General features: G+C 67.3%; 21 protein-coding genes and 1 tRNA gene. 10 read left to right on the forward strand and 12 right to left on the reverse strand.

The genetic code is table 11. From position 1 onward, the window contains the following. Position 1 precedes the first annotated feature (1 nt). From atpD to ACIQTU_RS14940, 4 genes are all read right to left on the reverse strand, one after another. Positions 2-1,531, reverse strand: a complete 1,530-nt coding sequence (gene atpD, locus ACIQTU_RS14925; protein WP_400548816.1) for a F0F1 ATP synthase subunit beta — start codon at positions 1,529-1,531, stop codon at positions 2-4. A 37-nt stretch (positions 1,532-1,568) separates the two neighbouring features. Next, on the reverse strand, positions 1,569-2,438 hold the full coding sequence (locus ACIQTU_RS14930; RefSeq protein WP_400548819.1) for a F0F1 ATP synthase subunit gamma: 870 nt from the start codon (positions 2,436-2,438) through the stop codon (positions 1,569-1,571). A 30-nt stretch (positions 2,439-2,468) separates the two neighbouring features. Then, the gene (gene atpA / locus ACIQTU_RS14935) at positions 2,469-4,001 is read right to left on the reverse strand and encodes a F0F1 ATP synthase subunit alpha (RefSeq protein WP_400548822.1); all 1,533 of its coding nucleotides are present in this window, start codon (positions 3,999-4,001) and stop codon (positions 2,469-2,471) included. A gap of 71 nt (positions 4,002-4,072) precedes the next feature. Further along, the gene (locus ACIQTU_RS14940; RefSeq protein WP_400548825.1) at positions 4,073-4,627 is read right to left on the reverse strand and encodes a F0F1 ATP synthase subunit delta; all 555 of its coding nucleotides are present in this window, start codon (positions 4,625-4,627) and stop codon (positions 4,073-4,075) included. Positions 4,628-4,855: 228 nt separating this feature from the next. On the opposite strand from ACIQTU_RS14940, the gene ACIQTU_RS14945 reads away from it, so the two are divergent. Genes ACIQTU_RS14945 through ACIQTU_RS14955 form a run of 3 tightly spaced genes read left to right on the forward strand, consistent with a single transcriptional unit; the run spans position 4,856 to position 7,552 of the window. Continuing rightward, positions 4,856-5,863, forward strand: coding sequence for a cation diffusion facilitator family transporter (locus ACIQTU_RS14945; RefSeq protein ID WP_400548828.1), 1,008 nt, complete (start codon positions 4,856-4,858; stop codon positions 5,861-5,863). Between the two features lie 55 nt (positions 5,864-5,918). Further along, complete coding sequence (locus tag ACIQTU_RS14950; protein ID WP_400548831.1) at positions 5,919-6,746, forward strand: TerC family protein; 828 nt, start codon at positions 5,919-5,921, stop codon at positions 6,744-6,746. Between the two features lie 26 nt (positions 6,747-6,772). Continuing rightward, entirely contained in the window at positions 6,773-7,552 is a 780-nt protein-coding gene (locus tag ACIQTU_RS14955) for a glutaminyl-peptide cyclotransferase (RefSeq protein ID WP_400549003.1), read from the forward strand. 78 nt (positions 7,553-7,630) lie between these two features. Here ACIQTU_RS14955 and ACIQTU_RS14960 read toward each other — a convergent pair whose 3' ends face one another. Beyond that, positions 7,631-9,793, reverse strand: a complete 2,163-nt coding sequence (locus ACIQTU_RS14960; RefSeq protein ID WP_400548834.1) for a primosomal protein N' — start codon at positions 9,791-9,793, stop codon at positions 7,631-7,633. 30 nt (positions 9,794-9,823) lie between these two features. On the opposite strand from ACIQTU_RS14960, the gene fsa reads away from it, so the two are divergent. The 4 genes from fsa to ACIQTU_RS14980 all read left to right on the forward strand — a co-directional run bounded on the left by fsa (position 9,824) and on the right by ACIQTU_RS14980 (position 13,194). Continuing rightward, positions 9,824-10,477: a fructose-6-phosphate aldolase gene (gene fsa / locus ACIQTU_RS14965; protein WP_312062968.1), complete on the forward strand. Its 654-nt coding sequence runs from the start codon at positions 9,824-9,826 to the stop codon at positions 10,475-10,477. Between the two features lie 24 nt (positions 10,478-10,501). After that, the gene (locus tag ACIQTU_RS14970; RefSeq protein WP_400548837.1) at positions 10,502-11,203 is read left to right on the forward strand and encodes a DUF484 family protein; all 702 of its coding nucleotides are present in this window, start codon (positions 10,502-10,504) and stop codon (positions 11,201-11,203) included. After that, the gene (locus tag ACIQTU_RS14975) at positions 11,185-12,126 is read left to right on the forward strand and encodes a tyrosine recombinase XerC (protein WP_400548840.1); all 942 of its coding nucleotides are present in this window, start codon (positions 11,185-11,187) and stop codon (positions 12,124-12,126) included. The genes ACIQTU_RS14970 and ACIQTU_RS14975 overlap by 19 nt, the downstream gene beginning before the upstream one ends. Positions 12,127-12,243: 117 nt before the next feature. Beyond that, complete coding sequence (locus tag ACIQTU_RS14980) at positions 12,244-13,194, forward strand: retroviral-like aspartic protease family protein (protein WP_400548843.1); 951 nt, start codon at positions 12,244-12,246, stop codon at positions 13,192-13,194. Here the strand turns inward: ACIQTU_RS14980 and ACIQTU_RS14985 are convergent. Beyond that, positions 13,181-13,972: an SDR family oxidoreductase gene (locus tag ACIQTU_RS14985; RefSeq protein WP_400548846.1), complete on the reverse strand. Its 792-nt coding sequence runs from the start codon at positions 13,970-13,972 to the stop codon at positions 13,181-13,183. The two genes, ACIQTU_RS14980 and ACIQTU_RS14985, sit on opposite strands and share 14 nt — an antisense overlap. Positions 13,973-14,134: 162 nt before the next feature. Between ACIQTU_RS14985 and ACIQTU_RS14990 the strand changes: the two genes are divergently transcribed. Beyond that, positions 14,135-14,581 carry a hypothetical protein gene (locus ACIQTU_RS14990; protein WP_400548849.1) on the forward strand — a complete coding sequence of 149 codons (447 nt, stop codon included), beginning with the start codon at positions 14,135-14,137 and terminating at the stop codon, positions 14,579-14,581. Between the two features lie 494 nt (positions 14,582-15,075). Here ACIQTU_RS14990 and lpdA read toward each other — a convergent pair whose 3' ends face one another. From lpdA to ACIQTU_RS15010, 4 genes are all read right to left on the reverse strand, one after another. Continuing rightward, a complete protein-coding gene (lpdA, locus tag ACIQTU_RS14995; RefSeq protein WP_400548852.1) occupies positions 15,076-16,488 on the reverse strand; it encodes a dihydrolipoyl dehydrogenase in 1,413 nt (470 codons plus the stop codon). Positions 16,489-16,678: 190 nt separating this feature from the next. Then, on the reverse strand, positions 16,679-19,477 hold the full coding sequence (locus tag ACIQTU_RS15000; protein WP_400548854.1) for a TonB-dependent receptor: 2,799 nt from the start codon (positions 19,475-19,477) through the stop codon (positions 16,679-16,681). A 229-nt stretch (positions 19,478-19,706) separates the two neighbouring features. Beyond that, positions 19,707-19,781: transfer RNA gene (locus ACIQTU_RS15005), tRNA-Gly, on the reverse strand. 274 nt (positions 19,782-20,055) lie between these two features. Further along, positions 20,056-20,838, reverse strand: coding sequence for an SDR family oxidoreductase (locus ACIQTU_RS15010; RefSeq protein WP_400548857.1), 783 nt, complete (start codon positions 20,836-20,838; stop codon positions 20,056-20,058). A 54-nt stretch (positions 20,839-20,892) separates the two neighbouring features. On the opposite strand from ACIQTU_RS15010, the gene ACIQTU_RS15015 reads away from it, so the two are divergent. Further along, complete coding sequence (locus ACIQTU_RS15015) at positions 20,893-21,300, forward strand: YkvA family protein (RefSeq protein WP_400548860.1); 408 nt, start codon at positions 20,893-20,895, stop codon at positions 21,298-21,300. Between the two features lie 4 nt (positions 21,301-21,304). Here the strand turns inward: ACIQTU_RS15015 and ACIQTU_RS15020 are convergent, their stop codons facing one another. Further along, complete coding sequence (locus ACIQTU_RS15020) at positions 21,305-22,054, reverse strand: 2OG-Fe(II) oxygenase (RefSeq protein WP_400548863.1); 750 nt, start codon at positions 22,052-22,054, stop codon at positions 21,305-21,307. After that, positions 22,051-23,052, reverse strand: coding sequence for an NADPH:quinone oxidoreductase family protein (locus tag ACIQTU_RS15025; protein ID WP_400548865.1), 1,002 nt, complete (start codon positions 23,050-23,052; stop codon positions 22,051-22,053). Before ACIQTU_RS15025 ends, ACIQTU_RS15020 begins: the two co-directional genes overlap by 4 nt. Positions 23,053-23,161: 109 nt before the next feature. Between ACIQTU_RS15025 and ACIQTU_RS15030 the strand changes: the two genes are divergently transcribed. After that, positions 23,162-24,043, forward strand: a complete 882-nt coding sequence (locus ACIQTU_RS15030; RefSeq protein WP_400548868.1) for an isoaspartyl peptidase/L-asparaginase family protein — start codon at positions 23,162-23,164, stop codon at positions 24,041-24,043. The last annotated feature ends 20 nt before the right edge of the window (positions 24,044-24,063 follow it).

The raw sequence follows: 24,063 nt of genomic DNA on the forward strand, positions 1-24,063 counted from the left end.
ATCAGGCTTCCGAGGCCATCTTGGCGGCCTTCTCGACGACTTCCTCGATGGCGCCGACCATGTAGAAGGCGGCTTCCGGCAGGTGGTCGTATTCGCCATCGCAGATGGCCTTGAACGAGCGGATGGTGTCCTTCAGCTCGACGAACTTGCCCGGCGAGTTGGTGAACTGCTCGGCCACGAAGAAGGGCTGCGACAGGAAGCGGCTGATCTTGCGGGCGCGCGACACGACCAGCTTGTCGTCTTCCGACAGCTCGTCCATGCCCAGGATGGCGATGATGTCCTTCAGCGCCTTGTACTGCTGCAGGATTTCCTGAACGCGGCGGGCGACGGTGTAGTGCTCTTCACCGATGACCAGCGGGTCCATGATGCGCGAGGTCGAGTCCAGCGGGTCCACGGCCGGGAAGATGGCCTGGGCCGCGATGTCGCGGTTCAGAACGGTCGTCGCGTCCAGGTGAGCGAACGAGGCGGCGGGCGCCGGGTCGGTCAGGTCGTCGGCGGGAACGTAGATGGCCTGGACCGAGGTGATCGAGCCCTTCTTGGTCGAGGTGATGCGCTCTTGCAGGTTGCCCATCTCGGTGGCCAGCGTCGGCTGATAGCCCACGGCCGAGGGGATGCGGCCCAGCAGAGCCGACACTTCCGAACCGGCTTGCGTGAAGCGGAAGATGTTGTCGACGAACAGCAGCACGTCCTTGCCTTCTTCGTCGCGGAAGTACTCGGCGATCGACAGGCCGGTCAGGGCGACGCGGGCGCGGGCGCCGGGCGGTTCGTTCATCTGGCCGTAAACGAGGGCGCACTTGGAGCCTTCGGTCGAGCCGTTGTTCTTGGCCGGGTCCACGTTCACGTTGGACTCGATCATCTCGTGATACAGGTCGTTGCCTTCGCGGGTGCGCTCACCCACGCCGGCCAGAACCGAGTAACCGCCGTAAGCCTTGGCGATGTTGTTGATCAGTTCCTGCATGGTCACGGTCTTGCCGACGCCGGCGCCGCCGAACAGGCCGGTCTTGCCGCCCTTGGTGTAGGGGCAGATCAGGTCGATGACCTTGATGCCCGTGACCAGGATTTCCGACGAGGTCGACTGCTCTTCGAAGGTCGGAGCCTCACGGTGGATCGGACGGTATTCCGTGGTCTTGATCGGACCGGCTTCGTCGATCGGCTGGCCGACGACGTTCATGATGCGGCCGAGCGTGCCCGGGCCGACCGGAGCCATGATCGACTTGCCGGTGTCCACGACGGGCTGACCGCGGGTCAGACCTTCGGTGGTGTCCATCGAGATGGCGCGGACCATGTTCTCACCCAGGTGCTGGGCGACTTCGAGAACCAGGGTGAAGGGCTGGCCCGTCTTCTGGTCGACGTTCTGGGTTTCCAGTGCGTTCAGGATCGCCGGCAGGGCGCCGGTGAACTCGATGTCGACGACGGCGCCGATGACCTGGGCGATCTTGCCCTGGCCGGCGACGGCGGCGACGGTGGCTGCCTTCTTGGGAGCAGCCGGCTTCTTGGCTGCGGTTTTCTTCGGGGCGGTGGTGTCGGTCATCGTGCGTGTCCGTATCGGAATGTCTGGCGTGTCGGGATCAGAGCGCTTCGGCGCCGGCGATGATCTCGATCAGCTCGGTGGTGATCTGGGCCTGGCGTTTGCGGTTGTACTGGAGCGTCAAGCTGTTGATGAGGTCGCCCGCGTTACGCGTGGCGTTGTCCATCGCGGCCATCTGCGCGCCGAAGAAACCAGCCTGGTTCTCCAGCAGGGCGGCCAGGATCTGCGTCGTCAGATTGCGCGGCAGCAGGGTCTCGAGGATCTCCTCCTCCGACGGCTCGTACTCATAGAGCGCGCCGGCGTCGGCCGAGGCGTCGGCGTCGACTTCGGCCGGGGCCAGCAGACGCGACGACGGGACCTGCGAGATCACCGACTTGAACTGGCTGTAGAAGAGGGTGACCTTGTCGGCCTCGCCCGCCTCGAACTTCTCGGCCAGCAGCTCGGCGATCGGCTGGGCTGCGTGCAGCCCCACCGTCTTGTGCTCGCTCAGTTCGAAGGTCTTGACGACCTTGTCGCCGAACAGGCGGGTCAGTTGGTCACGCGACTTGCGGCCGACGGCCACGATCTCGACCGTCTTGCCGTTGGCGATCAGGCTGTTGATGTGGTCCCGCGCAGCGCGGATGACGTTGGTCGAGAAACCGCCCGCCAGGCCCTTGTCGGCCGTGGCGACGACGACCAGGTGCTTCTGGTCGGCGCCGGTGCCGGTCATCAGGCGCGGGCCGTCGTCGCCGACGCCGGCCGCCAGGTTGGCGATGACCGAGGCCATACGCGTGGCGTAGGGGCGGGCGTTCTCGGCCTGCTCCTGCGCACGCTTCAGCTTGGCGGCTGCGACCATCTGCATGGCCTTCGTGATCTTCTGCGTCGCTTTGACGCTTCCGATCCGATTGCGCATTTCCTTAAGGCTGGCCATCCGGCGCTACTCTCGCTCTCTGGTCAGTGCTTAGGCGAAGGTCTTGGTGAAGGCGGCCAGGATGTCCTTGAGCTCGGCTTCAAGTTCCGGGGTCAGGGCCTTCTTGGTGCGGATGCCTTCCAGCAGCGACGCGTGGTTCGAGTGAACGCGGGCCAGCAGCTCGCTTTCAAAACGGCCGATGTCCGAAACGGCGATGCCGTCCAGGTAGCCGCGCGTGCCGGCGTAGATCGAGACGACCTGCTCTTCGACGGCCAGCGGCGAGTACTGCGGCTGCTTCAGCAGCTCGGTCAGGCGGGCGCCGCGCGCCAGCAGCTTCTGGGTCGAGACGTCCAGGTCCGAGCCGAACTTCGCGAAGGCGGCCATTTCACGGTACTGGGCCAGCTCGCCCTTAATCGAACCGGCGACCTGCTTCATGGCCTTGATCTGGGCCGAGGAGCCGACGCGCGACACCGAGATGCCGACGTTCACGGCCGGACGGATGCCCTGGTAGAAGAGGTCCGATTCCAGGAAGATCTGGCCGTCGGTGATCGAGATCACGTTGGTCGGGATGTAGGCCGAGACGTCGTTGGCCTGGGTTTCGATGATCGGCAGAGCGGTCATCGAGCCCGAACCATAGTCCTCGTTCAGCTTGGCCGAACGCTCCAGCAGACGGCTGTGCAGGTAGAAGACGTCGCCCGGGTAGGCTTCACGGCCGGGCGGACGGCGCAGCAGCAGCGACATCTGGCGGTAAGCCACAGCCTGCTTGGACAGGTCGTCATAGACGATCAGGGCGTGCATGCCGTTGTCGCGGAAGAACTCGCCCATGGCGGTGCCGGCGAACGGAGCCAGGAACTGCAGCGGGGCCGGTTCCGAAGCCGTGGCGGCGACGACGATGGTGTATTCCAGAGCGCCCGACTCTTCGAGCGTCTTCACGATCTGGGCGACCGTCGAGCGCTTCTGGCCGATGGCGACGTAGATGCAGTACAGCTTCGCCGACTCGTCTTCCGACTTGTTGACGTTCTTCTGGTTCAGGATGGTGTCGATGGCGATGGCGGTCTTGCCGACCTGACGGTCGCCGATGATCAGTTCGCGCTGGCCGCGGCCGACGGGGATCAGGGTGTCGATCGCCTTCTGGCCGGTCTGCATCGGCTCGTGAACCGATTTACGCGGGATGATGCCAGGAGCCTTGACGTCGACGCGGCGACGCTCGGTGAACTGGATCGGACCCTTGCCGTCGATCGGCTCGCCCAGCGGGTTGACGACGCGGCCCAGCAGACCCTTGCCGACCGGCACGTCCACGATTTCGCCCAGGCGGCGGACTTCATCGCCCTCGGCGATGGCGGCGTCCGCGCCGAAGATCACGGCGCCGACGTTGTCGCGCTCGAGGTTCAGGGCCATGCCCTTCACGCCGGCCTTGGGGAACTCGACCATTTCACCGGCCTGGACGTTGTCCAGACCGTGGATGCGGGCGATGCCATCGCCGACCGACAGCACTTGGCCGACGTCGGAAACGTCGGCTTCGACGCCGAAGTTGGCGATCTGCGACTTGAGGATGGCCGAGATTTCGGCGGCGCGGATGTCCATGGGGTGGGCTCTCTGGCTTTCGTCTTCGGGGCGGACCGTCAGGCCCGCTGCATTCTGGTTTCGGTGCGCGCTTACGCGCGCTTGAGGGCGAACTTCATCTGGTCGAGCTTGGTCTGCAGCGAGGCGTCGAACAGCTTCGAACCCACCTTGACCTTCAGGCCGCCCAGGATCGACGGATCGACGCGGGCGGTCAGTTCGGGATCGCGGCCCAGCGTCGAGCGCAGGGCGGCTTGAATGCTCTTGGTCTGGGCCGCCGTCAGCGGCAGGGCCGAGACGACCTCGGCGGCCACGACGCCGGTCTTGGCGGCGTAAAGAGCGGTGAAGCCCGCGATCACGGCCGGCAGATCAGCGGCGCGGCCGTTCTGGGCCAGCAGACCGAGGAACTTCTTGGTCACGGCGTTGAACTTGGCCTTGTCGGCGATGGCCGTCAGACCCTTGGCCTGATCCTCAGCCGAGATCACCGGCGACTGCGCCAGACGGCGCAGGTCCGCGCTGTCCAGCCAGGCGGCCTTCAAGGCGGCGAGATCGCCGCGCACGGCGGCCAGCGCCCCCGTCTCTTCAGAGAGATCGAACAGCGCCTGAGCATACCGTTCGCCGACTTCCGTCGTTCTGAAATCGTCCGCCACGTAATTAAGGTCCGCGATTTGAAGCGTTTGGGTCGAGACCGGCCGCGATGTCTCGCGCCAGTCAAGGGCTTGAAATGCCTGTAGAAAGCACGCTGGGGACACATCTTTCGATGCATCCTTCGCTAAAGCCGCGCGGCTGATAACACGCAAGCCCCCCTGTCGCAACCGACGGGGACGGAACGATAAGGTCGCACCCGCGCTCTTTTTCACGCGCTGCTAGGGGTTCCGATGGCCGCCTCCGCTTCAAAGACCGTCATCTTCGCCGCCCTGGCGGGCAATACGGCCATCGCCGTCACCAAGTTCGCCGCCGCCCTGTTCACCGGCAGCTCGGCCATGATGAGCGAAGCCATCCATTCGAGCGTCGACACCGGCAACCAGATCCTGCTGCTGATCGGCCTGAAGCGCGCCGCCCGCCCGGCCAGCGAGACCCACCCCTTCGGCCACGGACTGCAGCTCTATTTCTATACTTTCGTCGTAGCCATCCTGATCTTCGGTCTGGGCGCCGTGGTTTCGATCAGCCACGGCCTCGAGCGCATCCGCGCGCCCGAGCCGATCGAGAACCCCTGGGTCAACTATCTGGTCCTGGGCCTGGCCATCCTGTTCGAAGGCGGCTCCTGGTGGGTCGCGCTCAAGGCCTTCAATCGCGAACGCGCCGGCCGCTCCCTGATCCGTTCGGTGCAGGACAGCAAGGACCCCACCATCTTCACCGTCCTGTTCGAGGACACAGCCGCCCTGACCGGCCTGGTCATCGCCTTTGTCGGGGTGATCGCCAGCCAGGCCCTCGACCTGCCGATCCTCGACGGCGTCGCCTCGGTGGCCATCGGCGGGGTGCTGGCCATCACCGCCGCCTTCCTGGCCTTCGAGACCCAGAGCCTGCTGACCGGAGAGGCCGCCGATCCCGCCACACGCCAGGGCATCGCCGCCCTGGCCGAGTCCGAACCCGGCGTGGTCGGGCTGAACGACCTGCGCACCATGCATTTCGGGCCGACCGAAATCCTGGTCGCCCTCAGCCTCGACTTTCAGGACGACCTGAGCGCCGCCGATGTCGAGAACACCGTCGCCCGCCTGGAGCACCGCATCCGCGCCGCCTACCCTCAGGCTGGGCGCATCTATGTCGAGGCCCAGAGTCTGGCCAGCCACGCGGCTGTGCGCGACGCCGTCATGACCGGCGGCGGCCCCGGCGCCCTGGTCTCCGACGTGCCGGGTGCGACGACGTCGCCGCTCAAGCCCGCTTGATGCAACCTCACGGTCCCGTTACCGCTTATGCTTACCATCACATTCTGGAACCCCGATGCTTGAAAGCATAACCCCCCTGCTGAGCGACCCCGCCGCCTGGGCTGCCCTCGTGACCCTGGTGGTCATGGAAGTCGTGCTCGGCATCGACAACCTGATCTTCATCTCGATCCTGTCGAACAAGCTGCCACCCGAGCATCGCCAGCGCACCCGCCGCATCGGTATTGGTCTGGCCCTGGTCATGCGTCTGGCCCTGCTGGCCGCCATCGGCTGGATCGTCGGCCTGACCGCGCCCGTCTTCGACTTGGGCTTCCACGGCGAGACCTTCGACACCGCCTTCAGCTGGCGTGACCTGATCCTGATCGCGGGCGGTCTCTTCCTGGTGTGGAAAGCCACCAAGGAAATCCACCACGCCGTCGACACCACCCCGTCGAACGACATGCTGGAGAAGGACAAGAAGGACGTTGTCATCAACAACGTCGGTTCGGCCATCGTCCAGATCATCCTGCTGGACCTGGTCTTCTCGGTCGACTCCATCCTGACCGCCGTCGGCATGACCGATCACGTGCCGATCATGATGGTCGCCGTGGTCATCGCGGTCATGGTCATGCTGCTGGCCTCGGATCCCCTGGCCAACTTCATCGACAAGAACCCGACCGTGGTCATGCTGGCCCTCGGCTTCCTGCTGATGATCGGCGCCGTGCTGATCGCCGACGGCTTCGGCGTCCACGTGCCCAAGGGCTACATCTACGCCGCCATGGCCTTCTCGGCCCTGGTCGAGTTCCTGAACATGTGGTCGCGCAATGCGCAGATCAAAAAGGACAAGGCCGCGGAAGCCGCCCAGCGCGCGCTGAACAAGGCTGAAACCGCCGAGCCCGGCGTCTGATCGTGCGTCTCTGGCCGGTCTTGACGATGCTTCTGCTGGCGCTTCCCGCGTCGGCCGGGGCGCAGTCGTCGGGGCCGGCCGCCTCTTCTCCCGCCTCTCCCGCCGTTATGCCGGTCTATGGCTATGAGGTGGTGCGGACCCTCCCCCACGACCCGACCGCCTTCACCCAAGGCCTGGTCATTCGCGAGGGCGTGCTGATCGAAAGCACGGGCCGCGATCCGTCCAGCGTCCGCCGGGTGCGGCTGGAAGACGGCGTCGTGCTGCAAAAGCGCGAACTTGATCCTGAATATTTCGGCGAAGGCCTGACCGAGATCGGCGGCCGCCTGGTCACCCTGACCTGGAACAACGGCGTCGGCTTCGTCTGGAACGCCGACGACCTGAGCCCCGTGTCGCGCTTCACCTATGCCGGCGAAGGCTGGGGCCTGACCCACGATGGGAAGCGCCTGATCCTGTCGGACGGTTCGCCCAATTTGCGCTTCCTCGACTCCGCCACCTTCGCCGAGACCGGCCGCATCCCCGTCACCCTGAACGGCCGCCCCCTTCGTCAACTGAACGAACTGGAATGGATCGACGGCGAGGTCTGGGCCAATGTCTGGCAGACCAACTTCATCGTCCGCATCGACCCGACCTCGGGCCATGTGGTCGGGATCATCGACCTGAGCGGCCTGTTGCCCGAAGGTCTGGTCAAGGACCCGACCGACGACGTCCTGAACGGCATCGCCTGGGACGCGACGAACCGCCGTCTATTCGTCACCGGCAAGAACTGGCCCAGCCTGTTCGAGATCAAGCTGACCGGGCCGCGCTAAGCGCCTGCTCTCGAAACGTCACACTTCATCCGCGCTCAAGCAGCAAGCCGCCGCGCGGCGAGCGATAGCGCCCTTCGGTCAGAGGAAACTGTAGGGGTCGACATCCACCGTCAGCCTGACGGACGCAGGCACCTTCACCCGGCCCAGCCAGGCGCGCAGGAAGGCTTGCAGGTTCACATCGCGGTCGGCCCGGACCAGCAACCGCTTGCGGCGGCGCCCGCGCACCAGAGCCAGGGGCGCATCGGCGGGGCCATAGACCTCCAGCCGCTCGGCGTTGGGGATGGCCTCCGCCAGATCGCGGGCGACCTTCTCGACCGCCATGGCGTTCTCGCTGGACAGGATGATCGCCGCCAGACGGCCGTGCGGCGGCAGGGAGGCCGCCTCGCGCTCGCCCATCTCGGCCTCGACGAAGGCGTCGCGGTCACCCGCCGCCAGGGCCATCAGCACCGGGTGTTCCGGCGTCCAGGTCTGCAACAGGGCGCGGCCCGGCTTGTCCGCCCGCCCTGCCCGGCCCGTGGCCTGGGCCAGCAGTTGATAGGTGCGTTCCGCCGCGCGCAGGTCGCCGCCGCGCAGGCCGAGATCGGCGTCCACCACCCCGACCAGAGTCAGACGCGGGAAGTTGTGGCCCTTGGCGGCGGCCTGGGTGGCCACCAGAATATCGATCTCGCCCTCGGCCATCGACTGGATCAGGGCGCGGGCTGACGCCCCGTCCGGCACGGTGTCGGAGCTGAAGATGGCGGTACGGGCCTCGGGGAAGAGCCGGCGCACCTCCTCCTCGACCCGCTCGACGCCCGGCCCCACCGGCACCAGCGAGTCCTCGGCCCCGCAGGATGGACAGAGCTTGGGCTTGGGCATGGAGAAGCCGGTCAGGTGGCAGACCAGTCGCCCGGTGTAGCGATGCTCGACCAGCCAGGAATCCGTGTCGGGCGCCGTCAGTCGATGGCCGCAGGCGCGGCACAGGACCACGGGCGCGTAGCCGCGCCGGTTGAGGAAGAGCAGGCTCTGCTCCCCCTTGGCGAAGGTCTCGCCGATGGCGTCGCGCAGCGGTTGGGACAGCCAGGTCTGCGGGTCGGGCGAGCAGGTGCGCAGGTCGACCAGATCAATGTCGGGCAGGACCGCCGCCCCGTGCCGCGCCGCCAGCTTCAGCCAGCCGTAGCGGCCCTGTCGGGCGTTCCACAAAGTCTCCAGCGACGGGGTGGCCGAGGCCAGGACCACGGTCGCGCCCTCGATGCGGCTGCGGGCCACGGCCAGGTCGCGGCCGTGATAGACCAGACCCTCTTCCTGCTTGAACGAGCCGTCGTGCTCCTCGTCCACCACCACCAGCCGCAAGTTGGCGTAGGGCAGAAACAGGGCCGAGCGCGCCCCGACCACAATGTTACAGCGCCCGGCGACCACCGCCTCCCAGACCTGGCGGCGCCTGGGCGGGGCCACGCCCGAGTGCCATTCGGCGGGCGCAGCGCCAAAGCGGGCGGTGATCCGCTCGATCAGGGCCTGGGTCAGGGCGATTTCCGGCAGCAGGATCAAAATCTGCGCCGTCGGATCCTGCCGCAGCGCCCGCGCCGCCGCCTCCAGATAGGCCTCGGTCTTGCCCGAACCGGTCACCCCGTCCAGCAGGAAGGGGGCGAAGCCGCCCGCAGCGACGGCGTCGGCGATTACCGTGGCCGAGGCCGCCTGATCCGGGTTCAAAGTCGCCGGGGCATGGTCGAGATCGGGGGCGTCGAAGGCGGCGACCGCCTCGATCTCGATGACCGCCAGCACGCCCTCATCAACTAGTCCCTTGACCACCCCCGCCGAGACATCAGCCGCGCGGGCCAGATCGGCGGCTGTCATCGAGCGCTGGCCCAGGGCCTCCAGCACCGCCGTCCGCGTCGCCGTGGGTCGGGCGGGGGCGCGGCCCTCGACCCGTTTTACCCGTCGCTCGGGCCGGGGCCGCGGCGCGCGCAGGCCCTTCAGGGCCGTCGCCGCCATCTCGCCGGGCGGGCTGAGGGTCCAGCGCGCCGCCCATTCAACAAAGGTCAGCGTCCGTTCCGGCAGGCGATGCTCGCTCACCACCTGATCAATCGCCTTCAGCCGCCGGTTCGAACCCGTCGTCTCGAACACCTCGGCGACCACGCCCCGGATCAGGCGCGGCCCCAGCGGCACAGTCACCTGATCGCCGCGCACAGCCGTCAGCTCCTCCGGGACCTCGTAGTCGAAGGCCTCGGGCACCGGCAGGGGAATGAGGACGGAGGCGACTTTCACCGCGCGTCCCAAAGGACTAGCATCCCGGACATGAAACTCTTTCTCGACACCGCCGACGTCGCCGTCATCAAGGACCTGCTGCCCACCGGGATGGTGGACGGCGTCACCACCAATCCGTCGCTGATCGCCAAGTCGGGCCGGAACATCGCCGAGGTCATCGCTGAGATTTGCGCCCTCGTCGAGGGGCCGATTTCCGCCGAGGCCGTGGCGACCGATTTCGAGACCATGGTGAAGGAGGGCGACAAGCTGGCCGCCATCGCCCCCAACGTGGTCGTCAAGCTGCCCCTGACCTGGGACGGGCTGCGCGCCACGCGGGCCTTCGCCGACAAGGGAATCAAGACCAACGTCACCCTCTGCTTCTCGGCCGCCCAGGCCATGCTGGCCGCCAAGGCGGGCGCGACCTTCATCTCGCCCTTCGTCGGGCGGCTGGAAGATGTCGGCGCCGACGGCGTGGGCCTGCTGGAGGAAATCCGCGCCCTCTACGACATCCATGATTTCGACACCGAAATCCTGGCCGCGAGCTTGCGCAACCCTGACCACGTCACCGCCGCCGCCATCGCGGGCGCCGACGCCGCCACCCTGCCGGCCGACACTTTCAAGGCCTTGGTAAAGCACCCGTTAACCGACAAGGGGCTTGATGCCTTCCTGGCGGACTGGGGCAAGACCGGTCAGTCCATTTTGTAAATCCCGACCCGGAAAGAGGTCCGCTTGAGCACTTCCCTGGACCTCTCTCCCGATCACGCCGAGGGCCTTCACTGGCCCGAGGTTCGGGCCTGGCTGAACGCCCATCCGGATCGCCTGCTGGACGACCGCACCCTGCTGGAAGAACTGGGCCTGCGCGCCACCGGCCGCAACGTGGTCGATTTCGGCCGCGCGGCCCTGACCCGGCTCGAAGCCGTGGTCCAGCGCGAGGCCGGCGCCCGCAAACAGATCGAAGAGATCGCCCGCGCCAACTTCGCCGCCCAGACCCAGACCCACGTCTCGGCCCTGGACCTGATGGAGGCGACCAGCCACGCCGAACTGTCGCGTCAGTTGGACGCCACCTCGCAAGCCCGATTCGGTCTGGCCGGCGGCGCCATCGCCCTAGAGAAGCCCGGCGCCGTGCCCTTCGGCTGGAAGGCGCTGGAGCCCGGCCGCGTCGACGCCCTGCTGGGCGACGACGGTCTGGAATGGCTCGGCCCCAACTTCACCGGACTGGACCTGTTCGGCCCCGCCGAGGGCGAGGTGAAGTCGGTCGCCCTGGTCCGCATGAGCCTGCATCTGCCGGGTTCCGACGGCGCCCGCCCCGCCCTGTGCGCCTTCGGCTCGCATGAGGACGACGGCTTCACCCCGGCCATGGGCTGCGAACTGGTGGCCTTCATCACCCGCGTGGTGGAACGCATGGCCGAGCGATGGCCGACCCAAGCCTGAAGTCAGGCCTGACCGCGGATCAGGCTCTCCTCGCCTGGCTCGAACATCTGGCGCACGAGCGTCGCCTGTCGCCGCGCACCCTGGAGGCCTATGGGCACATCGGTCGCCTCTACGTCGCCTTTCTGGAACGCCATCGCGGCGGGCCTCAGACCCTGTCTGATCTCGGCGCCGTCACCGCCGCCGAGGTTCGCGCCCATTTGGCCGAGCGCAGAAGCGGCGACCGCCCCCTGAACGCCCGCTCGCTGAGCCAGACCCTGGCCGCCATCCGAGGCTTTCACGCCTTCCTCGACCGACGCTGCGGCGTGGAAGCGCCGCAGTTGGCCCTGGTGCGGGGGCCGCGCGTCAAACCCTCCCTGCCCCGCCCGGTCACAGAAGATCAGGCACGCGGACTGCTGCACGAACCCGAGGCCGATCCCGACATGGCCCCATGGGAGGCCGCGCGCGACCGCGCCGTCCTGACCCTGCTCTACGGCTGCGGGCTGCGCATCTCGGAAGCCCTGTCGTTGATACGATCCGACGCCCCCCTGCCCGAGGCCCTGCGCATCACTGGCAAGGGCGGCAAGATGCGGCTGGCCCCGGTCCTGCCCCAGGTGCGCGAGGCGGTGGACGCCTATCTGGCGCTCCAGCCCTTCATCCTAGACGCCGACCAGCCCCTGTTCCGCGCCAAGCGCGGCGGCCCCTTGAGTCCCCGTCACGTCCAGGCCACGGTCCAGCGCCTGCGCGGACGCCTGGGCCTGCCCGCCTCGGCCACGCCCCACGCCCTGCGCCACAGCTTCGCCACCCACCTGCTGGGGGCCGGGGCCGACCTGCGCGCCATCCAGGAACTGCTGGGCCACGCCAGCCTGTCGACCACCCAGAAATACACCCAGGTCGACGCCGCCCGCCTGCTGGCCGCCTACGCCGAGGCCCACCCTAGAAGCTGACTGGTCAGCGGCCCCGAACGGCGCCTATTCTCCGCATGGGGATGAATGCGGCGTGGAGGTCAGCCGTTGCCTGGACCAGAGTCCGTCTGCCATCCCTCGCGCCGCTCGGCGCTCGCCATGAGCGTCGGAGGAGCCCTGACGCTCGCCCTTCCGGCCCAGACTCAAACCCCGACGCAAACCACGCCGCCGCCCGACGAAGCAGCCCGTCTGCTGGAGAACCTGCTGACGCGCATGGCCGTCAAGGTGAACGTCGGCAGCCTGCGCGATCCCCTGTTCGTCATCGACACGGGGGCGGAGCGCACCGCCATCTCGGATAGGCTGGCCGCCGAACTGAATTTACGCCCAGGACCGCCAGTGCTGGTCCACGGCATCACAGCGGCCGAAATGGTGCGGACGGTAGAGTTGCCCAGGGTGGATTTCTCAGGGCGACGCTTCACCCACCTGACGCCGCCGGTCTTTCCCTACGAGGTGCTGGGCGCCGAGGGCCTGCTGGGCCTGGACGTACTGTCGCGGTTCCGCCTGACGCTAGAGCTGCGGCAGCGGCGAGTCATGATGGCGCCGTCGGGGCCGGACGTGGTCGAGCGAGGCATCGCCTTCGGTCGCGCCAGCCGGGTGCGCAACGACATCACCGATACTCGCCGCGCGCGCTTCGGTCAGCTGATCCTGACCAGCGTCCAGGTCGACGGCGTCGATGCGGTCGCCTTCGTCGACAGCGGGGCCCAGTACTCGATCGCCAACCTGGCCCTTATGCGATCCATCGACGCCCGCGTCGGCCCCGCCGAACGTCAGGCCGTGCGCGTCTACGGCGTCATCGGCCAGTCGCTGATGGTCGACAGCGGAGTGGCCTCAAGTCTGCGACTGGCGCGACGCGAACTGGGCGCGACGCCGCTGCTGTTCGGCGACCTGCACGCCTTCCGGGTGCTGGGGCTGGTCGAGCGGCCGGCGCTGTTGCTGGGCGCTGACATTCTGACGCGTTTCAGCCGCATCACCCTGGACTATGGTCAGTCGCGCATCGCCTTCGGCGGCCTGTTGCGGCGGCCGCCGCCGCCAGCCGTCAGATCGCCCTGACCGCGCCGCCGTCCACCCGGATCAGCGAGCCGGTGACATAGCCCGCCAGGGGGCTGGCCAGGAAGGCGGCGACGGCGCCGAACTCCTCGGTCGTGCCGATGCGCCCGGCGGGGATGGTCTTGACCGATTCCGCGCGCGCCTCGGCGGGTTCGACCCCGGTGGCGGCGGCTCGGGCGGCGTCCAGACGCTCGATGCGCGGGGTGTCGATGCGGCCCGGCAACAGGGTGTTGACCGTCACGCCATTGGCCGCGACCTCGCCGGCCAGGGTCTTGGCCCAGGCCGCCACCGAGGCGCGCAGGGTGTTGGACACGCCGAGCGTCCCGACCGGCTCGATCACTGTGATGGAGGCGACATTCAGAATGCGCCCCCAGCCCATGGACCGCATCCCCGGCAGCACCCGGTCCGTCAGGCGGAAGACCGACAGCACCATGGACTCGAAATGATCGCGCCAGACCGACGGGTCCAGCCCGGTGACGCCCGACGGCGGCGGTCCGCCGGTGTTGTTCAGCAAAATATGGATCGGCCCGCCCAGCGCCGCCTCGGCCACGTCGACCGCCTTCAGCAGCCCTTCATGGTCGGCCAGATCGGCAGGCGCGATCACCGCCCGCCCCGGCCCCATGGCGTTCAGTTCGTCGGCCACGGTCTGCAGCCTGGCCGCATCGCGCGACAGCAGGGCCACGTGCGCCCCCTCGGCCACCAAGGCCCTCGCCACCGCCCGTCCCAGACCGCTGGAGCCGCCGCAGATCAGGGCGCGCTTGCCGGTGAGTTGAAGGTCCATGCCGATGTCCAATGTCGCGAGAAGGGTCGAAGCCGCACATGGTCCCGCGCGCTGCCGATTGCGAGTGCGCGCGTCCGCAAAAGTCGTTCTCGAACCCCACCAAAGGCCTAGGTCCGCTTTCGACCCATGACGGACATTCGCAGGATCGGGTAGAAGAACGTCGTGAGCGCCGAAAGACAGCAACGCATATTCGACCTTCTCCAGAAGAAGCGCCGCTCAACGCGTCTGCCCCCGCTCGTCGCTTTGTGGACCGCTCTTGGTGCTCGTGTTTCGCCACTGGCGGATGAGCGACAGCGGGAGTTGATCCATTGTTTTCGAGCCGCTGGGTCATTCACTCTCGAGCCGACGCCTAACCTCGAAAAGGCGTTGCTAGCCTTCGTCGAGCAGTTCGAAATGGTCGTAGTCGTCGAGTGGGACGCGAACGAACATCCTGCGGTCCTCCTATCGACCAAGGCCTTTGCGCGCTCCGCCTCGAAGCTCAGGAGCGTTTATCGTGATGGGTTCTGGCTGGCAGATACGGCGCTAAGCAAGGCTATTGTCGTGAGCTTCGACGAGGATCGAGCCGAGGTCGAGGTTGCTGCTTTGGAACTTTCCTACGCACAGGGGTGAGCCCAAACCAAAGCCCGCTTCCGACCCGTTGCGGACACCTACTTGCTTCCATTATGCGTTTAAGGCGGGAGAGGTGACAATGCGCGCGCATATTGAATGGATGAGATTCGACGAGGGTGGAAGGGATAGGCCGCCGTCAGGCGAAGGATCACCGCCCTACACCACCGTCGTTAGGTTTGACGGTGAAAGTGACTTGGCTACCGATGCCTGGTCCTTGGTCGTGGAAAAAATAGAAGCGCCCGACCCTTACTCATGGACAGCCGACGTTAGGTATCTCGTAGACGAAGCTCCCAAAGAGCTTCTGACGTCTGGGCGTCGATTTGAGCTTTACGAAGGGAAGAGGCTTGTAGCTGTGGGCACCCTTAAATAAGCGCAGAGTCCGCTTTCCACCCTTGGCGGACATTCGCTGCGACCGCTTTATCACCAGCGCCAAAACGAAAACGGCGCGCCCCTTGCGGAGCGCGCCGTGATGCGTTCGGGCTGAGGGCCGAAGCTTAGGCCTGCATGGCCCAGCCTTCGACGGCCATGGCCGCCTGGCGGACGGCTTCCGAGCGGGTCGGGTGAGAGTGGCAGGTGCGGGCGATGTCTTCCGACGAGCCGCCGAAGGCCATGGTCATGCAGGCCTCGCCGATCAGCTCACCGGCTTGAGGACCATAGATGTGCACGCCCAGGACCTTGTCGGTCACAGCGTCGGCCAGGACCTTCACGAAGCCCTCGGTCTCGTGGTTGATCTTGGCGCGGCTGTTGGCGGCGAAGGGGAACTTGCCCTTCTTGAAGGCGACGCCCGCGGCCTTCAGCTGCTCTTCGTTCTTGCCGACCCAGGCGACTTCGGGGCCGGTGTAGATGACGCTGGGGACCAGGTCGTAGTCGACGTGGCCCGGCTTGCCCGCGATCAGTTCGATGACCGCCACGGCGTCTTCCTCGGCCTTGTGCGCCAGCATCGGGCCATAGGTGACGTCACCGATGACCCAGACGCCCGGCGCCGTGGTCTTGAAGTGGTCATTGGGGATGACGCCGCGCTTGTCGGTCTCGATGCCGACCGTCTCCAGGCCCAGACCGGCGGTGTAGGGGCGGCGGCCGATGGCCACCAGCACCACGTCGCCCTTGAGGGTTTCAGCGGCGCCGCCGGCCGAAGGCTCGATCGTCAGCTCGACGCCGTCCTTGGTCGAGGTCGCGCCGGTCACCTTGGTGCCCATGCGGAAGGTCATGCCCTGCTTGGTCAGGCCGCGCTGGAAGGCGGTGGCGACCTCGGCGTCCATGCCGGCGCCGACCTTGTCGAGGAACTCGACCACGGTCACTTGCGCGCCCAGACGACGCCAGACCGAGCCCAGCTCCAGGCCGATGACGCCCGCGCCGATGACGATCAGATGCTTGGGCACCTTGGGCAGGAAGAGGGCGCCGGTCGAGTCGATGACCTTGCCATCCTCGAAGGCGACGCCCGGCAGCGGGGTCGGCTCGGAGCCGGTGGCGATGACGATGTTCCTGGTCTCATAGGTGGTCTTCGAGCCGTCGGCGGCCTCGACCTCGACCTTGCCCGGCCCGGCGATGCGGCCGCGGCCCTTCAGCCAGACGACCTTGTTCTTCTTCATCAGGAACTCGATGCCCTTGGTCAGGGCTTCGACGCTGTCGTCCTTGGCCTTGTGCATCTGGCCCAGGTTCAGCTTGGGCTTCACCTCGATGCCGATGCCGGCGAATTCGGTGTTGGCGGCCTCATACAGCTCCGAGGCGTGCAGCAGGGCCTTGGACGGCATGCAGCCGACGTTCAGGCAGGTGCCGCCAAGCGTGGCGCGCATTTCGATGATGGCGACCTTCAGACCCAGCTGGCCGGCGCGAATGGCGGCGTTGTAACCGCCCGGCCCACCGCCGATGATCACTACGTCGTAGGTCTGGGGAGCGGCGTCGGCCATGGAATTCCTCTGATCGGTCTGGCGCTGGGAAGGAGCGGCGCGGACACTAGCGCCGACCCCGGCGGGGTCAACCGCCAGCCCCCATATAGGCCGTGATCGCAACCGGGGCCATGCCGACGAAAGCCAAAGTCAAAACACAGAAGGGCCGGGCGTCGCCGCCCGGCCCTCCGTGGTGCGTGGATCGACGCGATCAGTACTTGAAGCGCACGCCGACGAAGGCGTTGTAGCCGAACTTCTCGTACTCATAGGTCCGCTCGCGCGAGCCGTAGTATTTGATCCCGGCGGAGTCCGTCAGGTTCTTGGCCTCGCCGAACACCTCGAAGCCATTGCCGAAGTCGTAGCTGGCGGTGAAGTCCAGCTGCTCGCGGCCCTCGACATAGAGGTCCAGATCGGCCGTGTCCGCGTTGATCTCTTCCAGATAGTCGCTGCGCTTGGTGTAGGACAGACGGGCCGAGAAGCCGCCCATCTCGTAGAAGAGGGCCGCGTTGTAGTTGGTGTCCGACTGGCCCGGCAGGGCGAAGGTGTCGCGACCGCCATAGCTCTGGGCCGTCTTGATCTCAGCGTCCGTGACCGTGAAGTTGGCGAAGACGCCGAAGCCCGACATCCAGCCCGGCAGGAAACCGAACTTCTGCTGCCAGTTCAGCTCCAGACCCATCAGATGGCCCTCGGGCGCGTTGATCGGAGTCTCGAAGTCAGCCTCGCCGCCGCTCGCCAGATCCTCGGTGTAGTTCAGGATGTAGCGATAGTCGGTCAGATCCTTGTAGAAGACATTGGCCGAGACCACGCCCAGCGAGGCGAAATAGTACTCCAGACCGGCGTCGAAGTTGTTCGACAGGGTGGGTTGAAGGTCCGGGTTGCCGATCTCGTAGGAGACATCCAGGCCGTCCGTTTCCTCGACGCGGCGCGGAACGATCTGGCTGAACTCCGGGCGCGAGATCGAACGGGTCAGGGCAAGACGACCGATCAGGTTGTCGTTGAAGGCGTGACGAACGGTCAGGTTAGGGAAGAACTCGGTGTCGTCGCGGCTAACGGCGGCGGTCGAAATGGCGCCGTCAATCACGGTCGGGGCGGAGCCGTCAAAGTTCGTCTGTTCGACGCGCAGGCCGACGGTGATGTTGGTGGCGCCGATGTCGAAGCGCGCCTGACCATAGCCGGCCAGGATGTCTTCCTGGGCCGTGTAGTCCGCCGTCAGCGAGTCAGGCATCCGGCGCGGCGAAGCGGCTTTGGCGGCGGCCAGATAGGCGTCGACCAGGCCCTTGTCGTACTGGGTTCCCAGGTTGTAGCCGAAGTTGCTGCCCTGCTTGTCGCCCCACAGCGAGGCCAGCGTGCCCGGGTTGGCCGAAGCGGCGCGATCCCGCTGACGTTCCTCGTCGGCGTCGACCTCACGGGTCGAATATTTCAGGCCGAACTTCCAGGCGACCTCACGACCGGCGAACTGGCTGGGGATCTCCAGATTGGTGCGGAAGGCGACGTCTTCCTGCTGGGTCGTGTTCGAGCGGAAGGTGTTCTCGCGGAACGAGAAGTTGCCGGGGGTGGCGAAGAAGCCGCTCGCGGTGTCGCCGAAGATCGGATTGCCCGGGGCATAGAAGTAGCTCGGGGCGTAGTGGTTGCTGGTGTCATAGCTCAGCGTCGTCGCCGAGGAGCGATAGACCAGTTCGTCGCGGTGCGGATAGGTCTGCTCGCTGTTGGCCCAGGACAGGTCGGCGTCCCAGACCATGCCGTTGTCGAACGTGTGCTCGCCGCCCAGGACCAGGGTGGTGATCTCGTTGTTCTGGGTGCGGTGACGCAGGCCGCGATAGATGCGGGCGCCAGTGTAGGTCGCCCTGGTGTCCGTAGCCCCGGCCTGCAGCGCGCCGTCGGCGTAGCCCAGGATCAGGGTGTTGCGGTACTCGTCGTCCTCGAAGTCGGCGTAGGACCCACGGACGTACAGGCGGGTCTGATCGGTCGGGCGCCATTCCAGGGCGCCGGTCAGGGCCTGACGCGTGCGCTGCGTCTCGTATTGCTTGAACAGGGTCTCCTCGAGCACGAAAACGCCGTCTTCCTCGACCCAGGCGTTCTCGATGTTCTCGGGGCGGCGGTTGGTCTCGGAGTAGCTGAGCGACAGCAGGGCGCCGAAGGTCTGGTTCGGACCAAAGACGTTCGAGACCGTGGCCCCGGCGCGGGTGTCGTTACCGCCGTAGTCGTTGTAGCTGCCGCCTGCGTAGCCGCTGAAGGCCAGACGACGGGCATCGAACGGCGAGCGCGTCTTGATGTTGACGGCGCCGGCGATCGAGTCGGCGTCCTGGCTGGGCAGCAGGGTCTTGGAGACCTCGATGTTGGAGACGATGTCGCTGGGCAGGGTGTCCAGATCGACCGCGCGGGTGCCCGGATCGACCGCCGGGACCGTCACGCCGTCCACCGACACGGCGGTGAAGGCCGAGGGCGCGCCCCGCACGTTGATATAGCGGCCTTCGCCCTGGTCGCGCTGGATGGCGATGCCGGGGACGCGCTGCAGCGACTCGGCGACATTGGGGTCGGGGTAGCGGCCGATGGCGTCCGACGACAGGACGTTGATCGTGCCGTCGGCGTTCTTCTGCTGGTTCAGCGAGCGAGCCACGCCGTCGGTGATGACGCCCGTCACCACCACGTCAGCGACCGTGGTCACGTCGCCGCCGCCCATGGTCACCGTTACCGAGGTCAGGCGGCCCGGCGTAGCCATAACCGTCTGGCTGGCCGAAGGCAGACCGATATAGCGCACGTCCAGTTCGACCTGACCCGAGACGCCGCTCAGGATGAACTCGCCCTGGGTGTTGCTGACCGCGCGGCGGCCCGTGCCGCGCTCGATGATCTCGGCGCCCGGCAGGGGCGCGCCCTCGGCGTTGACCACGCGGCCAATCACGCCGTCGCCGGCCGGTTCGACCACGGCGCTCGGCGCCACATCAGCGGCCTGGGCGGCCACAGCGAAGGTCAGCGGCAAGATGGCCGCGCTCAGCAGAAGGCGAAGTTTCATGATCTCGATCCCCCGAGGACGCCGACGGACGAATTCCGCGCATCGGCTGTTGGGGGCGGTCGCTAACGGGATGCGGCGACGCAGACGCGACGATTTCGCGAAGAGGATTCGCCGATTTGCCGACCATCCGGCGACAAACCGTCTGGAAGCTGAGCATTTCGATGCAGGGGGCTGAAATGCGAAACGGGGCCCGATCTTGCGATCGGACCCCGTGTTCCCAGTCTCGACATGGAGCGGGCGAGGCGATTCGAACGCCCGACCCCAACCTTGGCAAGGTTGTGCTCTACCACTGAGCTACGCCCGCACTCCGTAGGGAGCGGTGTGTTGCTCCCCGTCGAGGAGGGGCTTTTAGCCGACCCTTCTCAGACCGCGCAACCCCCTTTTTTCATTTTCCTGTTTTCAGCTGCACTTTTTCGAATAGCTCTGAAATTTCAAACGCAAACGGCCCTCGCAACGCCCCGGAAAGGACCGCCGCGAGGGCCGCTAAAATCAGCCGCTAAAACGGATGCCGCGCGTCAAACCCGCTCAAGCAGCGAGCCGCCGCGCGGCGAGCGATAGCGGCCTCAGCCGCGCTGGTATCAGCGCGGCGCCAGCCTGATGGCTCCGTCCAAACGGATGCACTCGCCGTTGATGTAGACGTTCTCGGCCAGATGCAGGGCCAGGGCCGCATAGTCGGCCGGCGTGCCCAGACGGCTGGGGAAGGGAATGGCGGCGGCCAGGCTGTCCTGAACCTTCTGGTCCATGCCGGCCATCATCGGGGTCCACATGATGCCGGGCAGGATGGTGTTCACCCGCACGCCGTCCTGGGCCAGGTCGCGCGCGACCGGCAGGGTCATGGCGTAGACGCCGCCCTTGGAGGCCGAATAGGCCGCCTGGCCGATCTGGCCGTCCTGGGCCGCGACGCTGGCGGTGTTGACGATCAGGCCGCGCTCGCCGTCAGCCATCGGCTCGGCCTGGACCATGCCGAGCGCCGACTGCGACAGGACGCGGAAGGTGCCGAACAGGTTGATCGAGACCGTACGCTCGAACGAAGCCATGTCGTGGGCGCGGATCTCGCCGGTGTCGCGCTTGCGGCTGACGGTCTTCTGGCCCGTGGCGATGCCGGCGCAGTTGACGGTCAGGCGCTCCTGACCATGGGCGGCGCGGGCCTTGACGAAGCCGGCGGCGACGCTCTCGTCCGAGGTCACGTCGACCTTGCAGAAGACGCCGCCGATTTCCCTGGCGATCTCCTCGCCGCGCTCTTCGTTCAGGTCGAACAGGGCGACCTTGACGCCCTTGGCCGCCAGCGCCCGCGCCGTGCCCTCGCCCAGGCCCGAGGCCCCGCCCGTCACCACCGCCGCAATCGAACCGTCGAGTTTCATGAAGATCGTCCCTATATTCTTTGAACCGAGTGTCTGCGCGAGGATTTAGCGGCCATGACCGCCAAAGCCAAACCTGCTTCCCCAACCGACGCGATCAACCCCGACAAGGCCTTGGTCCCGACCGTCCAGAGGGTCAATGAAATGCGTGTCCGCAAGGGCTTCTGGCCCAAGCTGCGCAGCACCGCCTCGCGCATCCCCTTCGCCGGGCAGGCGCTGGCCGCCTGGTATGCGACGCAAGATCCCCAGACGCCGATGGCGGCCAAGGGGGTCATGCTGGGGGCGCTGGCCTATTTCGTCATGCCCATCGACGCCATTCCCGACGTCTTCGCCGGGATCGGCTTCACCGACGATGCGGCGGTGATCGCCGCCGTCCTGGCCACTCTGGGCACCCACGTGAAACGCAAGCACCACGAACAGGCCGAGGCCGCGCTCAAGCGCGTCCGTGACGAGGCCGAGCGCTGATCCCCTATTGGTTTCTGGCCAGCGGCTTGGCCCGCCACCAGCCGGTGACTGAATAGCGCGGTCCCCCCGCGAAAGGCGCGACCGTCGAAACCGCATGCATCTGAGGCACCGCAAAGACGTTCAGGGCGCCGAAGCTCGGGACGAAGGTCTCGCTGATGTCGCCGCCCTCGTCGAGGAACTGCAGCAGACCGCCCCACTCCGCCCGCCAGCCGGGCGACAGGTTCAGCACATAGGCGTAGAGGCGCTCGGTCTTCGGATTGGCGTCGCTGTGGCGGTTGAGGAAATGCCCCGGCAGGTAGCGGGTCACCTGGCCGTCGGAAAAGGCGATGCGGTCGTCGCCGGTCAGACGTCGGGCGAAGTCCAGGAAGGCCTCGGTGTTGAACAGGTCCAGCAGGTCGAACAGGATCTGAGGCGTCGCCGCGCCCGCCTCGCGTGCCGGGCCCAGCCGCAGCCGGTCGAACAGGAACTGCAACCCCTCCGTCGCCCCGGCGTAGGCCTGTTGGTTCACATGGGCCTGGTCCTCAGGCGAAGAGGCGTCCAGCGTCGCCACCGGGATGTCCGCCCCCAGGGGATTGAGGAAGGTGCGAACCCAGGGCTGCTCGGGCGCCAAAACCGCCGCGTGCAGGGCCTTGGCCCCGTCGCCGAACAGGCCGGGCACGCGGGTGCGGCCGGTGCGGGCCAACCGCTCGGCGGCGGCGGCGACGTCCGCCTCGCCCACCGCCAGTTTCAGAGCCGGATCGAGAAGACGGGTCATTCGTCGGTCGTCACGACGATCTTGCCCATGGCCGTCCGGTCGCCCAGGGCCTTGATGGCGTCATGGGCGTCCTCCAGCGGATAGGTGCGGCTGACGCGCGGCTTGATCTTGCCGTCCTTCCACAGCTGCATCAGCTCGGCCATGTTGGCGGCGTGGGCCTTGGGATCGCGCGCCACCGCCGCGCCCCAGAAGACCCCGATCACCGAGACCGACTTCAGCAGGGTCAGGTTCAGGGGCAAGGACGGGATCCCCGCCGGGAAGCCGACCACCAGATAGCGGCCGTTCCAGTCCATCGCCCGCAAGGCCGGCTCGGCGTAGTCGCCGCCGACCGCGTCATAGACCACATCGGCGCCGTCGCGGCCCGTGGCCAGCTTCAACTCGCCCGACAGCGACTTCTGCGCCGCCTTGTCCATCGGCCCGGACGGATAGATCAGGCCGTTGTCGGCCCCCAGTTCCAGGGCGAACTCCACCTTGTCATTGGTCGAGGCGGCGGCGACCACCCGCGCCCCCATGGCCTTGCCCAGCTCCACCGCAGCAGCGCCCACGCCCCCGGCGGCGCCCAGCACCAGCAGGGTCTCGCCCGGCTGCAGGTTGGCCCGGTCCTTCAGGGCGTAATAGCTGGTGCCGTAGGTCATGGTCAGGGCGGCGGCTTCCTCGAAGCTCATGCCGTCGGGCATGGGGATCAGGCTGGAGGCCGGGACCGCCAGACGCTCGACCAGACCGCCCCAGCCCGGCACGGCGATGACCCGGTCGCCCTTGAACACGCCCTTGACGCCCTCGCCCACCGCATCGACCACGCCCGCCACCTCGGCGCCCGGCGCAAAGGGCCGCTCGGGTCTGAACTGGTACTTGTCTTCAATGATGAGCGTGTCGGGGTAGTTGATCCCCACGGCCTTGACCTCGATCACCACCTCGCCCGCCTTGGGCGTGGGGTCCATGACCTCCTCGACGACAAGGCTATCAGGGCCGCCGACGGCCTTGGACAGGACTGCGCGCATACTGGTTTCTTCCGTATTCCCCCGCCGGGCCATGGCGCCGACACGATTGCGACGCTAATCAGCGCGCGGCCCGATGCAAAGAGGCCGAACAGACTTTCAGGAGACGACCATGGCGCGAACCGCCCTCATCCTCCACGGCGGCGCCGGGGCCCGGCGCGAGCGCAACTACGACGCCGAGGTCGTGCATATGCGCCAGGTGGTCGAGGCGATGAAGGCGCGGTTGGACGCCGGGGCCTCGGCTGTGGACGTGGCGGTCGAGGCCGTGGTCATGCTGGAAGACTCCGGCCTCTATGTCGCCGGTCGCGGCGCCTCGCCCAACCTGGCGGGCGCCTATGAGCTGGACGCCAGCCTCATGGACGGCGCCTCGGGCAAGGCCGGGGCGGTCGCCGCCCTGCAGGGCTTCCGCAACCCGGTCGTCGCCGCCCGCGCCGTGATGGACCGCACACCCCACGTCATGCTGGCCGGCGAAGGCGCCGCCCTGTTCGCCCATGATCAAGGGCTGGAGCCGATCGGCGACGAAGAGGCCTGGTTCACCCGCGCCGGCCAGGGCGAGGACAATCATCCGCCCAGCGGCCTCAGCCACGGCACCGTCGGCTGCTGCGTTCTGGACAGCGAGGGCCGTCTGGCCGCCGCCACCTCGACGGCGGGCGTCTTCGGCAAGATGCCGGGCCGCGTCGGCGACACCCCCATTCCCGCCGCCGGAACCTGGGCCGACGACCACGCCGCAGTCTCCTGCACCGGTCAGGGCGAGTATTTCATCCGCGTCGCCGCCGCCGCCCGCACCGCCTTCGGTGTGGCCGCCGGTCAGTCTCTGGCCGAGGCGTCACAAGCCGTGATCGACCGCATCGGCGGTCTGGGCGGCGACGGCGGCCTGATCGCCCTGGACCGCGAAGGCAACATCGCCCAGCCCTACAACAGCCAGGGCATGAAGCGCGCCTGGCTGACCACCGACGGCGAGATCGGGGTCCAGGTCTTCGACCAGCCGGCCTGAGGTCGCACCCGCCGCGCTTC

The sequence above is a fragment of the Brevundimonas sp. NPDC090276 genome, assembly GCF_044772165.1.
Lineage (GTDB): Bacteria > Pseudomonadota > Alphaproteobacteria > Caulobacterales > Caulobacteraceae > Brevundimonas.